We start from the raw sequence: 17,142 nt of genomic DNA, 5'->3' as shown, positions 1-17,142 counted from the left end.
TGAATAAGTAAATGACTTTAGCAGGTTTATCAATACGTAGACCAGTTGCTACAACAATGGTTATGATCTCTGTTATGTTCATTGGATTAATGGCAATGTTTTCTATGAAATCAGAGCTTTTACCAAATATGAATATTCCAGTTGTTACAGTAAGAACAACATGGCAGGGAGCAGTAGCAGAAGATGTAGAAACACAGGTTACAAAAAAAATAGAAGAGATACTGCCAAATGTTGAGGGAATAGATAAAATAGAATCAACATCAACTTATGGACAGTCTACTATAGTTGTAAAATTTGATTATGGAATAAATGCAGATGATAAGGTAACAGAGATACAAAGAGAGTTGTCAAAGATAACTAATGATCTGCCTAGTGCAGCTGATACGCCAATAGCAAAAAAAGTAGAAGCAGGAACAGGGAATCTGACTCTTGTAATAATGATGAGTGCTCCAAATAAAACAGAGTTAAGCAGTTTTGTTGAAGAGTATTTAAAGCCTAAATTTGAAAGTCTTCCTGGTATTGGGCAAGTAAATGTATTTGGAAATCCAGATAAACAACTTCAAATACAAATAGACAGTGACAAACTTGCAGCTTATGATCTTTCTCCAATGGAACTATATGATATGATAAGAGTATCAAGTTTAAATGTACCATTGGGAACTATCAGTACAGGAACTAAAGATGTAATAGTGAGATTTATGGGAGAATTAAACTATATAGATACTTTTGAAGATATGATTCTGAAAAGTAATGGAAATACTTTAAGAGTAAAAGATGTAGCTGATGTTGTGTTTACTACTGAAGATGCAACAGATATTTCATATCTTTCAGGAAAAGAATCAATAGCAGTAATAGTGGAAAAATCATCAGATGGAAGTACAATAGATCTTAATAAAAGAGCGCTTGAAGCTCTTGAAAGCTTGGAATCTATTATGCCTCCAGAAACAGTATATAATGTATTGCTCGATACCTCAATTGATATCAACCAATCAATTTCAAATGTTAGTGGAACAGCAGTACAGGGGCTTATATTAGCAACAATAGTTCTATTTTTGTTTTTAAAAAATATGAGAGCAACACTTTTGGTATCAGCAGCACTTCCAGTGGCAGTAATATTTACATTTGCATTTCTTGCACTTAATGGAACATCACTTAACCTTATTTCATTGATGGGATTATCAATAGGAGTAGGAATGCTGACAGATAACTCTGTGGTTGTTGTAGATAATATTTATCGGCATATGACAGAGCTGAAATCGCCAGTAATGGAAGCTTCAGATAATGCAACAACAGAGGTTGCTATGTCAGTTATAGCATCAGCTCTTACAACAATGGTTGTATTTATTCCTATACTATTTATTCCAGGGATAGCAAGAGAAATATTTAGGGATTTAGCATATTCAATAATATTTTCAAACCTTGCAGCAATAATAGTTTCTCTTACATTAATACCAATGCTTGCAAGTAGATTTCTTACAAATAAAGCAGATATTACAAAAGAAGGAAAAATATTTGGAACAGTTAAAGGTAACTATTTAAAATTAATAAATTGGGCTGTAAAAAATAGATGGAAAACAGTTGGAATAACAGTGCTTGTATTTATACTCTCAATAGGAATTGTACCAAGATTTTTGAAAATGGAATTTATGCCTAAACAAGATCAGGGTAGATATTCAATAGTTGCAGAGTTAGGAAAAGGGCTTGACCTTGAAAAATCAAAAGCAATAGCTAAAGAGATAGAGGAAATCATTATCAATGAACCTAATACCCAAAGTTATTTTACTATTGTCCAAAATGATAATTTTTCTATTAATGTTGATATAGGTAAGAAAGATACAAGAAAAACTTCTGTATTTGATATAATTACTAAATTAAGACCAATTGTTGAAAAAATACCAGACACAAGAACAAACCTATCAGAAGATTTTGCAATGGGATCACAACAGAGAGATATTCAATTTGATATAGTTGGTTCTAATCTTGATGAAATTAGAGAAGTAGGAGCAAAAGTTCTGGAAGAAATGAAGAAATATCCAGGAGCAGTTGATATAAAATCAACATTGGATCCAGGAAATATAGAAGCAAGGGTAGTTTTAGATAGAGATAAAATAAAAAGTTATGGAATCAACCCTTCAGTAATAGCTCAGACTTTGAGTTATTCAGTATTAGGAGGAGACAGAGGAGATACAGTAACTGTTAAAACTGGAGTAGAAGAGATAGATGTAATGGTAAGATTACCTAAAAATAAAAGAAATGATATCAATGCTTTAAAAAATCTTAATATAAAAATAGACAGTGGAAAATTTATAAAACTATCAGATGTAGCAGATATAGTAATGGCAGAAGGGTCATCAGAAATAAATAAAAAAGATAGAATATATAGTGTAACAGTGTCTGCAAATGATGGTGGAGTTGGAATGAAAGCTATTCAGGACAAACTGGTAGAAACATATAACTCAATTAATCCACCAAAATCAGTTGATTACAGATGGGGTGGAAACTCAGAAAATCTAAGTGATGCAACAAGTCAGCTGGGATTTGCATTAGGAATTTCAATATTTTTAATATATGCGTTACTGGCAGCACAGTTTGAAAACTTTGTACTTCCAGTAATAATCATAGGATCAATACCACTTGCATTAGTAGGTATTGTATGGGGACTTTTGGTAACTGGGCAGCCTGTTGATATAATGGTTATGATAGGGGTAATACTTCTAGCAGGAATAGTTGTAAATAATGCCATAGTATTGATAGACTTTATTAAGATGACGAGAGAAAGAGGAAGTGAGAGACAGGAAGCAGTAATAGAATCATGCAGAACGAGACTGAGACCTATTTTAATGACAACTATGACAACAGTATTGGGAATGCTTCCACTTTCATTGGGAATAGGAGAAGGAGCAGAGATATACAGAGGAATGGCTATAACAGTTATGTTTGGATTGACATTCTCAACACTTCTGACATTGGTTGTAATTCCAATCCTTTATACATTGATTGAAGATATGAATAATGCTATTTTAAAATTTCTTAAAAAAGTGTATAATAAGATTATGAATCTTTTACCTAAAAAATTGAGTGGAAGAGATTAAAAAGAGGAGGATTTACAATGACAGATGGACATTATAACTATAAAATGATATTTGTAAATATAAATGAATCACAAAAAGCAAGACTTGAAGATTTTTTTGATGAAATAAAATTTTATTACTATACAGTACAGAAGAAAGTGGAAAGTGTATGGGATGCTAAAGTAAAACATAAAAATACTCTTATTTGGCCAGGAACAGACTGTATATTTGTATTAACTATCCCAGAGAAAAATTTGGATAAAATGCTGAAGAATTTGAAAACTTTTAGAATGTCTCTTCCTCATGGAATAGTAATGACTGCAGGTATCATTCCAGTAGACAGAATCATAATAGATTTTCTAAATGAGGATATAATTCCTGATGAGGAACTTTTAGAAAGACTAAAAGAAAAACATAAAGTAAAATAATTAATATAAAATAATTAATATAAAATAATTAATATAAAATAATTAATATAAAATAATTAATATAAAATAAGGATAACTTAAATGTCAAAAAAAGATAAAGGTTATCCTTATTTTTATTTAGGAATAAATTGCTTTTTTTTCTTTTTTAGTGTATATTTATTTATATAAAAAAACATTACTCTAAAGTAACTTTATGGTTTAGAAATTGATTTTGATCTGCAAATAATGAATTTTATATATAAAATAGGGGGAACTATGAAAAAATTATTATTAATTATTTCTCTTTTTTCTTTAGTTGCATGTGGTGATAATAAAACAGCTCAAACAGAAAAAAAAGAAGTGGTTAAACTAGCGAGAACAATTGAATTGAATGAACAAAATCTTGAATATGTAAAGGATTATAATGGAGAATTAAAACCTGTTAATGAAGTAGTTATAATAACTCCTACAGGGGGAGATGTAAAAAAAATAAACTTTAAAAATGGAGATACAGTAAAAACAGGAGATATAATTCTTGAACTTACTGATGCTTCAACAGAAGCAAGTTACTATGAAGCTGAAGGAAATCTTTTGAAAGCTAAATCGAGTTATTCAACTGATAAAATTTCATATGAAAAATATAAAAAATTATATGCTAAAGAGCTTGTTTCAGAAGATGAATTTTTGAATTCTAAAAATAAGTTTGAAACAAGTACAGGAAGTTTAAAAATTGCTGAAGCCAATTTTATAAGAGCTAAGGATAATTTTTCAAGGTTGAAAGTAACAGCTAAAATAAATGGAACTGTAACAGATTTAAACCTTAAGGAATTTGAAAAAGTAACAGCTTCTCAAAAAGTATTAACAGTTGTTGATAATAGTAAAATGGAACTAATTATAGCTGTTTCTGGGAAAGACACTGAATATACTAAAGTTGGGAGCGAAGCAGAAGTTATTGTAGAAGAATTAGGAGAAAAGTTGGCTGGAACAATAACTGAAATAAATCTTAGTTCAGATAGCAATACCAAAAAGTATTCAGTTAAACTTAGTGTAAATAATGAAAATAAAAGACTTTTAAAAGGATTATATGCAAAGGTAAAATTACAGCAGGGATATATAAAAGGATTGTTTGTTCCTAAACAAGCAATAATGATAAAAGATCTTTATTCATATATAGTTATCTCAAGGAATAATACTGCTGTTATTTATAAAGTTACTCCTGATATTACAATAGGAGATGAGCAGATGATTGAGTTTCCCGATTATCAGACAGGGGATAGAGTAGTAGTAGAAGGGCAGTATCTTCTTAATAATAATGATAAAATAAAGGAGAACTAGAGTATGAAATCAATTTCAGAATTTTCAATAAGAAAACCAGCTACTGCTACAATGTTTATAATATCAATGATTTTCTTTGGTATACTTGGTCTTAAAAAGATGCCAATAGAAATGCTTCCTAATATAAATAAACCAACTGTAAGAATAAGAATAAAATGGGATGGAGCAACTCCATCAGATGTAGACAAAATGATTACAAGAAAAATAGAGGATGTTCTTCCCAATGTAGAGGGAATAGTAAAGTATACTTCTGAATCATCTGCTGAACAGTCTCTTATATTTGTAGAATTTAAATATGGAACTGAAGTTGAAACTAAAATAACTCTTATACAAAATGAGATAAATCAAATAAGAAATAAATTTCCAGATGATATGAAAGAGCCTTCTATAAGAAAGAGTTCAATGTCAGATGTACCAGCTATTACATTTTCTATGGCTGGTGGAGACAGAATGGAAATGAGAAGTTATGCTGAAAATAATTTAAAGCCTATGCTTGAAAGAATTTCAGGAGTTGCTCAGATACAGGTTTTTGGAGGACAGGAACAAGAAGTATCAGTAGAAGTGGATCCAAATAAATTAGAAAACTATAATCTTGGAATAATGGATGTATATGATAAAATGAATAAGGCAAGTGTCAATCTTCCAGGAGGAATTTTAAGGGAGGGAGAAAAAGAATACCTTATAAAAATAGAGGCAGAGATAGAAACTGCTGATCAGATAAAAGAGATAGTTTTAAGTAATAAAGATGGACATCTTTTAAAACTAAAGGATATAGCAAAGATACAAGTTGCTCCAAAAGATAGAACATCAATATATAGAAAAAATGGGAAAGACAGTATAGTAGTTATTGTTTCAAAAACAGATGATGGAAACTCTGTTGCTATTGTAAATGAAACTAAAAGTGTGATAGAGAGAAATAGAGGATCATTACCTATCAATACTGTATTGAATTATGAATTTGACTCTTCTGTTACAATATTGAATTCCATATCTAATGTTAGATCAAGTGGAATGCAGGGATTGATTTTGGCATCTGTTATACTTTTTGTTTTTTTAAAAAGTATTTCAGCTACATTAATAATAGCTGTGGCTATTCCTATCTCTATAATCTTTACTTTTTTTCTGTTGAATATTCAGGGAATAAGTATCAATTTGATATCACTTATGGGATTGTCTCTGGGAATAGGAATGCTGGTAGATAATTCAGTAGTAGTTGTAGATAATATATTCAGACATATGACAGAACTTGGAAAAACAAGGTTACAGGCAGCAAAGGATGGAGCAGAAGAAATGGCTCTTCCTGTATTAGCTTCAACAATGACTACTGTTGCAGCATTTTTGCCTTTGGTTTTCCAGGAAGGATTGGCAAAGGAACAATTCAATAATTTGTGTTATGCAATATCATATTCATTACTAGCTTCATTGGTAATATCTCTTACATTTGTACCTATGATAGCAAGTAAGGTGATGGACAGTAAAAAAGATCTGAATGCTGAAGGAAAAATAATGATAAACTTCAGAAAAATATATGTTGCAACATTGAAATGGGCTATAAGACATAGAGGAGCAGTATTAGGTATATTGGCACTTTTGTTTGCAGGATCAATGTTTGCTGCATCAAAAATCGGGGGAAGATATATTCCAACTGTTGATGAAGGGAGATATGCTGTAGTTGCAAAGCTTCCATCAGGAGCAGATGTAAATAAAGCTGATAGAATAGGAAAAGTTCTTGAAGATAAAGCTGTTACACTTTCATTTGTAAGAGATTATACAGTTTCAGGAAACAGTTCAAATGCTATTCTTAATATAAATGCAGGATTGAAAACTTCAAGAGATGAATCTCTTCAAGAAATAATAAGAGAGTTAAGAAAAACTTTTGTAGAGTTTCCAGATGTAGAATTAACAATAACTCCAGGATATAAGTTTGGAACAAGAGGAATATATGATTTAGAGTTTGAACTTTATTCAGATAATGAATCACAGCTTCAAATAATTTCTCAGGAACTTAAAGAAAGAATAAAAAATATTGATGGAATCTATGATGTAACTTCATCATTTGAAGGTGGAAAACCAGAAGGAAAATTCTATATAGATAGAGAGAAAGCTGAGTATTACGGATTGGATGTAAAAAATATAGCAACAATGATACAAACTCAAATATTAGGGGGAACTCCTATTAAAATTAATAGTGATAATAGTGAAATAGATGTTACACTTCAATTACAGAAAAAATATAGAGAATCTACAGGCTTGATATTAGATTCCAGAATAACTCTTCCAAATGGCGGGAATATCAGAATATCTGATGTTGCTGAGTTTAGAGCTGAAGAGGGACCTTCAAAAATAGAAAAGAAAGACAAGAAAAAGAAAATAGTTATATATGCCAACTTAAAAGATGAACTTGATCTTGAGACTGCTCAAAAACTTGTCACTGCTTCTTTGGAAGACATGGGATATCCAGAAGGATTAACTTATGGAACAGGAGGAAAAAGTGCTGATATGGCTGAAATGGGAGCTCAGTTGAAATCAACATTTGCCATTGCAGTATTTCTTATTTATTTTATTCTTGTTTGGCAGTTTGAATCATTTATAATGCCATTTGTTATTATATTATCTATACCTCTTTCTACAACAGGAGCATTCTATGCTCTGTATGCAGCAGGACTTAGTATAGATGCTATGGTTTCAGTGGGATTTGTCATGCTGGCAGGGATAGTTGTAAATAATGCCATTGTATTGATAGATTTTATTAATATAAGAAGAGCTGCTGGAGATAATATGAATAAAGCTCTTATTACAGCTGGAAAGACAAGATTAAGACCAATTTTGATGACTACACTTACTACTGTTCTTGGAATGATTCCATTGATGTTCAGTAATGGAGAAGGATCTGAAATATATAAAGGAATGTCTTTTGTAGTTGTATTTGGTCTTTCAACAGCTACACTTTTAACTTTGGTGGTAATACCAGTGTTCTATTATTTAATAGATGATTTTATACTTGTAATGAAAAAATTTAGAAAAAAATTATTAAAAAAATCGTAAAAAAGAGGAGAGAGCATGGAAGATTACTTGACAATTGGAGAAATATCTAAACTAACAGCAGTTCCTATCTCTACATTACGTTATTATGATAGTGAAGGAATATTTTCTCCTGCTTTGAAAGATGAAAAAAATAACTATAGATACTATACAGGATTCCAGATTCCAGTATTGAAAATAATAGTACATTTGAAAAAATTAGGATTTACAAATGATTCTATAAAAAGTCATTTAAATAATCTCAATTATTCTCATACTTTGGAATTAATAACAAAGATAATAGAAGAAACGAAAGCTGAAATAAAAAGACTCCAAAGAATAGAAAAAGAATTAATACAAAATTCTGAACAGATAAAATATCTGATTGAAATAGATGAAAAAATAGATGCTTTTTTTATAGAAGAGATAGATGAAATAAAAGCTGTATATACAGAAATTTCTTTAGATATTGATTCTAAAAAAATAATTCAAGCAGCATTTAAAAAATTGGACAGCAGTTTGAATTCTAATAATTCTTCTGAAGTAAGTAAAAAAATAGATGCTCCTTTAAGTAATACTATTTTGCCAATAGGGATATATGCTTTGATAATTCCTAAGGAAAATATTGATAATGGAAGCTTCAAAGAAGAAAAAATTATTCTTATGCAGGATGTAAAAAATATTGAAAAGAAAATAACAATACCTAAAAATAGGTTTGCATGCCTTTACTGTAAAAATAAATTTAAAAACAGAAGAGAATATATTGATAAGCTGTTAGAATGGGTAAAAGAGAATGGTTTTGAAATCATAGGAGATGCTATTATACATTTTCTGGCAGGGCCTGGTTTTGTAAAGGATCCTAAAGAGCTGCTCTATGCAGTAAAAATACCAATAAAATAGAGAGGGCAGGGGATTATCCCTGTCCTTTTTGATATAAAAAATAAAATATGATAAAATAGAATTAATATAAAATCTCTCAATTGAAAGGAAAGATTATGGCTGAATTTAATGAATTGATAAAGAAATTTGATAAAATAAGAGAGTATATGAGAGAGTTTTTTATCTATGGTTTTAAAAGCAGAGAAGAATTAGCTGCTAAAAGTCTTAGAAGTTATGATGATGATAAAAGACGTATAGAAAGTTATTTATCTGGGTATATGGCATTTCATCAAAATGAGAAAGGAAAAAATATATTTCTTTCAGTAGACAGCAGAAAAATAACTGAAAATCCCTTATATAAAGTATTTAAAACAAAATCTTTTACTAAAAATGATATAACATTACACTTTATAATTTTAGATATTTTATATAAAAATGAAAAGTTTAGTTTAAAAGAGATAACAGATAAAATAAATGATGACTATTTTTTTAAGTTTAAAGAAGTTAATATTTTGGATACAGCAACAATAAGGCTTAAACTTTCAGAATATGTAAAGGAAGGAATATTAAAAAGTGAAAAAAATGGTAAAGAAATATATTATTATTTTGAAGATATAGATTTTGATATTCTTAATTATGGAGATACAATATCTATTTTTAGTGAAATATCTCCAATAGGGGTTATTGGAAGTTTTATAATGGATAGATTTGAAATTAGAAATGTGAAGTTTACTTTTAAGCACAGTTATATATTTCATGCAATGGAAAGTGAAATTTTATATAAAATACTAAAAGCATTAAATAGAAAATCTAAAATAGAATTAGAATATTTTATAAAAAAGGATAAAAAAAGTATTATGAAAAAAATACTCCCATTGAAAATATTTATAAGTGTACAAACAGGGAGAAGATATATTGCTGGATACTTAGAATCTGGGTCTGTTTTTATGTATAGACTTGATAAAATAAAAAATGTAAAAATTTTAGAAGAAGATAAAAATTTTGATAAATTAAAAAATGAAATGGAAGAGAAGCTGCCATATTTATGGGGTGTTTCTTTTAAAAAGCTTAAATTGGAAACATTAAAAATGGTATTGTATATTGGGAGAAAAGAAGAGTATATAATAGAAAGACTTAAAACTGAAGGAAGACATGGAGTAATCAATCAGTTGTCCAATGATAAATGGGAATATAAAATAGAGGTATATGATGCATTAGAGATGCTTCCTTGGATAAGAACTTTTATTGGAAGAATAATCTCTTTAGAGTCTACAAATGAAGATTTATGCAGAAAGTTTTATAGAGATTTTGAATCTGTTTATAGACTTTATGATGGAGGGAAAAAATGATATTTAATGAAATAAATAATGTATATTATCTTACTGTATCCAAAATCATAAATAGATTATTAAAAAGAAGATTAACTGATAGAGAAATAATAGATATAATTAAGGAAACAGCTTTTTCAGAGAGTTTTATACAGATATATCAACCTATAAAAGAAGAGAAATGGCAGCTTATAACAAAAGATATAGAAACAGTGATAAAAAATCCAATAAAACCTTATCTTACAGAGCTGGAAAAAAGATGGTTAAAATCTATTTTTATGGATAGAAGAATTAAACTTTTTTGTGATGAACCTCCAAAGTTTTTCAATATAAAACCTCTATACCAAGAAGAAGATTTTTATTATTTTGATATAAAGAAGAATGGAGATAACTACAATGATGAAAAATATATAAAAAATTTTAGAAAACTGCTAAAAGGTATAAGTAAAAAAAAGAAGCTGATGATAAAATCTCTAAACAGAGGAAAGAGAATAACAGAGATAGAAATAATTCCAAATAAAATAGAATATTCATATAAAGATGATAAATTTCGCTTTTTAGGGATAAAAGATGGAAAAGAAAAAATATTTAATATATCAAATATAATAGAGTGTGAATTAACCAAATTATATGAAGATACTGAAGGGGAAATAAAGCCTTTAGAACAACGAAAAATAATAGTTGACTTAATAGATGCTAGAGATGCTTTGGAAAGAGCTATGCTTCATTTTTCAGATTTTAAAAAAATAACAGAGAAAATTGAGGAAAAAAAATATAAAATGGAAATATATTATGAATCAATTGATGAAACAGAAGTTCTTATAAGAATATTATCATTTGGTCCAATGCTGAGAGTTAGATATCCAAAAAGATTTATTTTATTAATAAAAGAAAGATTAAAAAAACAAAAAAAGCTGTGGACTTTTTAGTTCGCAGATTTTTTTTAATGATAATAGAAAAGTTATCATGTATGATTAAGATATAAAGTACCTGCAGGATAAAAGGAGAAAATATGAGAACTAAATTTTATGAGATAACTGGAAAATATAATACTGCTAAAGTTTTTACAAATGTAATTGAAAATGAAGCTGTTGAACAAATAAAAACACTGTGCAATCAGGAATTCATAAGTGGAAGTAAAATACGTGTTATGCCTGATGTACACTCAGGAGCAGGATGTACTATAGGAACTACAATGACTATAAGTGATAAAGTGATACCTAACTTAGTAGGAGTGGATATAGGCTGTGGAATGGAAACAGCTATGATAGCAGATAAAGAAATTGATTTAGAAAAATTAGATAAACTTATCTATGAAAAAATACCATCAGGTCGTAATATAAGAAAAATTCCTCATGATTTAATAAATGAAATTGATTTGAATCAACTGAGATGTACAGGACATGTAAAAATGGATAGAGCTTTGAGAAGTATAGGAACTTTAGGTGGCGGAAATCATTTTATTGAAGCTGGAAAAGATGAAGAAGGAAATATCTACATAACTGTTCATTCAGGAAGCAGACATTTAGGGCTGGAAGTAGCTAATTATTATCAGAAAATGGGGTATAAAGCTCTTAATAAAGTAAGTGATATAGATATTGAAAAAATTATAGAACAGTTAAAAAATGAAGGAAGAGAAAAAGAAATAAATAAAACAATTAAAGAAATAAAAAAACAGATAATAACAGATATTCCCCCAGCTTTGGCTTATGTATCAGAAGAACTTTTTGATGACTATGTACATGATATGAAATTGATACAGAAATTTGCTGTATTGAATAGAAAAGCTATGATGAATGAAATAATAAAAGGGCTGGGAACAGAAATAATAGAAGAATTCACTACAATTCATAATTATATTGATACTGATATGATGATATTGAGAAAAGGGGCAGTATCAGCTAAAAAGGGAGAGAAACTTTTAATACCTATAAATATGAGAGATGGGAGCCTTATATGTATAGGAAAAGGAAATGAGGATTGGAACTACTCAGCTCCACATGGTGCTGGAAGATTAATGAGCCGTACAAAAGCAAAAAAAGTTTTTAATTTAAAAAGCTTTAAAGAAGAGATGGCAGGAGTATACACTACATCTGTAAATAAAGATACTCTGGATGAGTGTCCTATGGCATATAAAGCTATGGAGGATATTGTAAAAAATATAGGCGATACTGTAGATATTATAAAAAGAATTATTCCTATATATAATTTTAAAGCTGGAGAATAAAAGAGAGAGTACCTAGGAGTTAATTTACTTATAGGTAACTCTCTATTTTATTTTTTATTATCCAGCTAAACTTTGGTTTGTAATATTTCCATCTTTATCTACTTCTACTATTATACAGTGTCCTGCAAAATAATCAGGAGAACAGCAGAAAAATATTTCACTTGATATATTATTATCTTCAATATTCATAGTAATGCTTTCAACATATAAGCTATCAATAAAATCCTTTTCAGAGATTGGGAAAAATACTTTTTCTCCATCTTCCATTATATAACATTCCTGTTCTTCATCTTCTGCTTCTTCAGCACTGGAAGCCCAATCTTCAGCTAATTCAAGCATACCATCATCAATAAGAAATTTTTCTATTACCTGTGAATTGTCTTCAATCCATTTTAATTTATTTTTTATTGCTGAAAGAAAAGAATCAATCACAAAATTTTCTTCAGTATCAATATATAAATCAGCAAAATCATTTTTCCAAATGCTGAATAAAGTTTCAGCAGTAAATACATCTGATTTTTTAAAGTCTTCTGTTTTAAGATCAGTCCAAGTTTTTGTACCTTCATATATATTTAATTTTTTATTCAGTACTCTTAAAAGCATTATGGTCCATCTATCATCAGGATCTAATTCAAAAGACTGTTTTGTATATTTTTGAGCTTTTTCAAATTCATTAAGGGAATAATAGGCATATCCTACTCTGTAATACCAAAGGGGATCACTTACCCCTTCTTTTTCTATTGAAAACAATACTTTTAATGCACTATCAAATTTTCCTTCTCCACTGAATGCTCTAGCCATATAGCTATTAATTTCATAATCTCTGTCCTTAACAGAAATAGATTTAATTTTTTTTATCATTTTGCTGTATTCAGCTTTTTCCATTAAATTTTCAAATTCATCTTTTAATTTTTTTTCCATTATTTATCTTACCAGTTCCTTTCTCCAATTGCTTCTTCTACATCTATTCCTATGCCAAACCATTCAAGGATATAATCAACAGCAGCACCTATGCTTTCTCTGGCTACAGTTTCTATTTCACTGTCATTATTATCAAATTCTTCTTCCAATTCATTTATAGCAATGGTCATTATATCAAATTTTTTCTGTATTTCTTCATATGTATGAGTTTCATTTTCTAGGAATAAAATTACCTTGTTTATTTCTTCAGCTATTTTATCAACTAAGAAATTTGGGTAATAATTATCATTGTACATCTCTTCTAATATTTTAAAGTTATTATCAAATTTTTTAACAGGAGAATAAAGAGTAGTTTTATCATAACTATATTCATATTCTTCTATATCCTCTTCTTCATTGTGGGAGAAAATAGTTCCATCAGGGTAGATAATATCTCCATTACCACTAACATCAAAAAAACCAACTTTATATTTTTCTGAAAGTTCTCTTACTAAATCATAAGCTTCATCTGCTAAAGACCAAGCGAAGCCTACATATATAATATCTTTTCCAATACTGTAATCAGTAAGATATGATTCATCTTCAATTTCATCCTCTTCAAGAGCAAAGGGACCATTCATTTGAGGAAAAGTTTTTATCATTTCCATAAACCATTCTCTAAGAGCAGGAGAAGTTATTTCAGGATCTTCATAATCATGTTCTTCTTCCCATTCAGTTTGTTTTTCGTACCATTCTAAAAATTCATCTTGTGTTTTAGGAGCCTTAGAAAATTCAAATACCATTAAATCATAACTCATAATTTCCTCCTTAAAATTTTTAACTTTCCCATGCAATATTTAATATGTTGCCATTAATATCAGTCTGTAAGGTAAGTATTTCATCACTTACCTCATCATCTAGTACAAAATCCCATATAGCATATCCTTCATATTCTGGATAAAGTCCAATTCTTCTAAGCTTTAATAGTGATAGTGCCTGTTCTTCTTTAGTTAAAAATTGTTCTGTATTTTTTAAGAGAGTATCAATATATTCCTCATCTATTTCTTCTAGATGAAAAGTTATCCATTCCTTTGTTAATCCCTCTTCAATAAAATCATTGTTTATATATTGTAAAATATCTTTTTTTATTCTCTCTAACTGAACTATATATTTTTCATATTCATCAATCCAATCTGTAGAACCAATAACTTCTTCGCAGTTTAAATCTAATTCTATTTCTTTATTATCCAGAGTAATTGTAGTCTCCATATAATCACTTTGAGGATCAAATTCATTAAAATATGTTATTTTCATTTATACCTCCAGTTATTCTGTAGCCTTTGTCTCCAAATGTTCTATAAATAAACCTCATAAATAATTTGTCTCCAGCAGGATCAGTTACCCATTTCCAATTAAAGATTGCTCCAAACAGGAATATAAATCCAACTAAGGGAACAAGGTATGCACCATATAGTTTCATAAAATTTTTTCCAGCTTCTTCCATATTTTCCTCCAAGATAAGTTTTTTATAGTATAATTTTACCATATTGATAAATATTTAGCCATTACTCTGTGGTAGAATTAATGAAAATATTTAATTACAAAATGTCAAAGAGGAGTTGCAAATAAAAAATATGAAAAGATAAGAGTCCTTTTTTATATTTTTATTATATTTTTTCTTCTTTTGTGATAATATGTAGTCAGATATTTAAAGATTGTATAAATAAAGGAGGATATATAATGGAACTTAATTTGGATTTTTTATTAGATGATATAGTAAAAAATAGAAGAACACTTCATCAAATGCCAGAAACTGCTTTGGAAGAATTCAAGACAAAGGAATATTTGAAAAATTATCTGCTTTCTATTGGACTTGAACCACATGATATAGTGGAAACAGGGTTATATGTATATATTGAAGGGAAAGATAAAGATAATTGCATAGCTTTTCGTAGTGATATAGATGCTTTAAATATTGAAGAGGAAAATGAAATAGATTTTGTATCTAAAAATAATGGAAAAATGCATGCTTGTGGACATGATGGACATATGTCTACTCTTTTAGCTTTTGCAAAATATTTAACAACTATACAGCCACTTGGGAAAAGTGTATTATTAATATTCCAGCCTGCTGAAGAAGCACCAGGAAGAGCAAAAGATATTGTAGAAACAGGAATTTTTAAAAAATATAATGTAAAAGCTATTTATGGAATGCACTTGTTTCCAGAACTTCCAGAAGGGGTAGTTGCTTGTAAAGAAGGACCTTTCTTTGCACAAGCCACTGTAATAAGTGTAGGAATAACTGGAAAAAGCGGACATGGAGCTATGCCTCATAAGGCTGTAGATCCTCTTATTGCTTTTACTAAGGTAATAGATGCTTATCAGACAATAATATCAAGAAATTTTTCTCCATTTGACCCTGGGGTTATTACAATAGGAAAATTCTCAGGAGGAAGTGCTCAAAATATAATTCCTGAAAAAGTTGAGTTTTGGGGAACTGCAAGAACATTTGCACAATCTGATTCAGAATTTATAATAAAAAGAATGAAAGAGATACATAGAGGAATAGAACTGACTTATAATGTAAAAATAGATGAAGATCTTGTTATTCTTTATCCACCAGTGATAAATGATAAAGAACTTTATAAAAAATTTACTGAAACTATGAAAGATATGAATTATAGAGAACAGGATGCTTTAACTATATCAGAAGATTTTGCTTATTATCAGCAGGAGGTACCAGGAATTTTCTTCTTGTTAGGAACTAGAAATGAAGAAAAAGGATATATTCATCCGCTTCATAATTGCCATTTCAATTTTGATGAAAAAGTATTGTTAAAAGGTGTGGAAGCCTTTGCTAAAATATTGGAAAGCCACAATAAATAAAATAAAAGAAGAAGCTGAATTTAATCAGCTTCTTCTTTTGTCTTTTACCATATTTTAAATTTTAAATCTATATAAGTTAAAGCTGTCTTAGTTTTATGAAATGTATTTTCTAAAAAATTTCTTGTTAGATTTTAGGAAAAGAAGGTTGAATAAATTCTCTATATTTATTTAAACGTTCTTTATATGCCTCAGTTTTTTTAGTTTCTATTAATGTACTTTCATTATTTTTAATATCATTCATATGAATAAATTTACCAGGCATAGTATTATGTGCATGCTCTAATTGTTCATGAGGAAACTCAAATTTTACTTTTCCATCTTTTATTTTTACTTCACCAACTATTCCACATAGACAGCAGACAGCTTTAGTAGAATCATCATTTAGGTAGAAATTTCTGCTGTGACAGTGAGGACATACTCCTTTATCTCCAAGGTATTGAGCATTTTCCATATTAGCAGCAGCTTTAGCTAAATCAATTCCTATTTGATGTATTTTAGCCACTTTTTCATCTTCCATGATTACATTTTTTGACCATGAAAAAACTTCATTATTTATAGTTTTCCACATAGGTATTAAAGAAAGCATTTCAAAATCACACTGTATTCTTGTAGTCCAGTCAGACCCTCCAAGACCTATATATGAAATAACTTTTTCTTTAAAGACTCTTTGATCAGGAGCTTTTCCATTAGTTTGCTTTGCTATCTCAGTAGCAGCCAGATTATTTCCTCTATCCATTCTAGGTCCAAAGCGATCTGTCAGTGAACGGAAAATTGCAGCAGCTCCTTTTTCAAAAATAGGAACAGAAAAGATAATTCCATCTGCATCCATCATTTTATCTCTCAACCATTCAAAATCATCTTTTAATACGCATTGTCCACCTTTACCACTCATTAGACTTTTGACGCAAGCTATACATCCAGTACAATATTTTATATCAAGATCAAGAAGTCTGATAAATTCAATTTCAGCTCCCATTTTTTTAGCACCCATTAAAGCTTCCTTACACATAGAGTCATTATTTCCATTTCTAGTTCCTGCTGATATTCCTAATATTTTCATTTGTTCCTCCTTAAATTACTATTATTTC

General features: G+C 29.0%; 14 protein-coding genes. 9 read left to right on the top strand and 5 right to left on the bottom strand.

Annotated elements, in window-relative coordinates:
* The first annotated feature begins 11 nt into the window (after positions 1-11).
* The 8 genes from E6771_RS01895 to E6771_RS01860 all read left to right on the top strand — a co-directional run bounded on the left by E6771_RS01895 (position 12) and on the right by E6771_RS01860 (position 12,268).
* On the top strand, positions 12-3,092 hold the full coding sequence (locus E6771_RS01895; protein WP_316089256.1) for an efflux RND transporter permease subunit: 3,081 nt from the start codon (positions 12-14) through the stop codon (positions 3,090-3,092).
* A 17-nt stretch (positions 3,093-3,109) separates the two neighbouring features.
* Complete coding sequence (locus E6771_RS01890; protein ID WP_316089254.1) at positions 3,110-3,499, top strand: PG0541 family transporter-associated protein; 390 nt, start codon at positions 3,110-3,112, stop codon at positions 3,497-3,499.
* 255 nt (positions 3,500-3,754) lie between these two features.
* Positions 3,755-4,813, top strand: a complete 1,059-nt coding sequence (locus tag E6771_RS01885; RefSeq protein WP_316089252.1) for an efflux RND transporter periplasmic adaptor subunit — start codon at positions 3,755-3,757, stop codon at positions 4,811-4,813.
* Positions 4,814-4,816: 3 nt separating this feature from the next.
* Entirely contained in the window at positions 4,817-7,858 is a 3,042-nt protein-coding gene (locus E6771_RS01880; protein WP_316089250.1) for an efflux RND transporter permease subunit, read from the top strand.
* 15 nt (positions 7,859-7,873) lie between these two features.
* Complete coding sequence (locus E6771_RS01875; protein ID WP_316089248.1) at positions 7,874-8,734, top strand: MerR family transcriptional regulator; 861 nt, start codon at positions 7,874-7,876, stop codon at positions 8,732-8,734.
* A 95-nt stretch (positions 8,735-8,829) separates the two neighbouring features.
* Positions 8,830-10,062, top strand: coding sequence for a WYL domain-containing protein (locus tag E6771_RS01870; RefSeq protein ID WP_316089247.1), 1,233 nt, complete (start codon positions 8,830-8,832; stop codon positions 10,060-10,062).
* Positions 10,059-10,970 carry a hypothetical protein gene (locus E6771_RS01865; RefSeq protein ID WP_316089245.1) on the top strand — a complete coding sequence of 304 codons (912 nt, stop codon included), beginning with the start codon at positions 10,059-10,061 and terminating at the stop codon, positions 10,968-10,970. Before E6771_RS01870 ends, E6771_RS01865 begins: the two co-directional genes overlap by 4 nt.
* Positions 10,971-11,053: 83 nt before the next feature.
* On the top strand, positions 11,054-12,268 hold the full coding sequence (locus tag E6771_RS01860; protein ID WP_316089243.1) for an RtcB family protein: 1,215 nt from the start codon (positions 11,054-11,056) through the stop codon (positions 12,266-12,268).
* A 57-nt stretch (positions 12,269-12,325) separates the two neighbouring features.
* Here E6771_RS01860 and E6771_RS01855 read toward each other — a convergent pair whose 3' ends face one another.
* Genes E6771_RS01855 through E6771_RS01840 form a run of 4 tightly spaced genes read right to left on the bottom strand, consistent with a single transcriptional unit; the run spans position 12,326 to position 14,672 of the window.
* A complete protein-coding gene (locus E6771_RS01855) occupies positions 12,326-13,189 on the bottom strand; it encodes a DUF2262 domain-containing protein (protein WP_316089241.1) in 864 nt (287 codons plus the stop codon).
* A gap of 8 nt (positions 13,190-13,197) precedes the next feature.
* Positions 13,198-13,986, bottom strand: a complete 789-nt coding sequence (locus E6771_RS01850; RefSeq protein WP_316089239.1) for a DUF5713 family protein — start codon at positions 13,984-13,986, stop codon at positions 13,198-13,200.
* A gap of 19 nt (positions 13,987-14,005) precedes the next feature.
* Complete coding sequence (locus E6771_RS01845; protein ID WP_316089237.1) at positions 14,006-14,482, bottom strand: DUF2004 domain-containing protein; 477 nt, start codon at positions 14,480-14,482, stop codon at positions 14,006-14,008.
* A complete protein-coding gene (locus E6771_RS01840; RefSeq protein ID WP_316089235.1) occupies positions 14,463-14,672 on the bottom strand; it encodes an immunity 17 family protein in 210 nt (69 codons plus the stop codon). Before E6771_RS01840 ends, E6771_RS01845 begins: the two co-directional genes overlap by 20 nt.
* Positions 14,673-14,908: 236 nt before the next feature.
* On the opposite strand from E6771_RS01840, the gene E6771_RS01835 reads away from it, so the two are divergent.
* Positions 14,909-16,054 carry a M20 family metallopeptidase gene (locus tag E6771_RS01835; protein ID WP_316089234.1) on the top strand — a complete coding sequence of 382 codons (1,146 nt, stop codon included), beginning with the start codon at positions 14,909-14,911 and terminating at the stop codon, positions 16,052-16,054.
* A gap of 124 nt (positions 16,055-16,178) precedes the next feature.
* Here E6771_RS01835 and E6771_RS01830 read toward each other — a convergent pair whose 3' ends face one another.
* Entirely contained in the window at positions 16,179-17,114 is a 936-nt protein-coding gene (locus tag E6771_RS01830) for an NAD(P)H-dependent oxidoreductase (RefSeq protein ID WP_316089232.1), read from the bottom strand.
* Between the last annotated feature and the right edge of the window lie 28 nt (positions 17,115-17,142).

The sequence above is a fragment of the Fusobacterium sp. genome, from assembly GCF_032477075.1.
Taxonomy (GTDB): domain Bacteria; phylum Fusobacteriota; class Fusobacteriia; order Fusobacteriales; family Fusobacteriaceae; genus Fusobacterium_A.
This window is presented reverse-complemented; position numbering and strand designations above follow the sequence as displayed.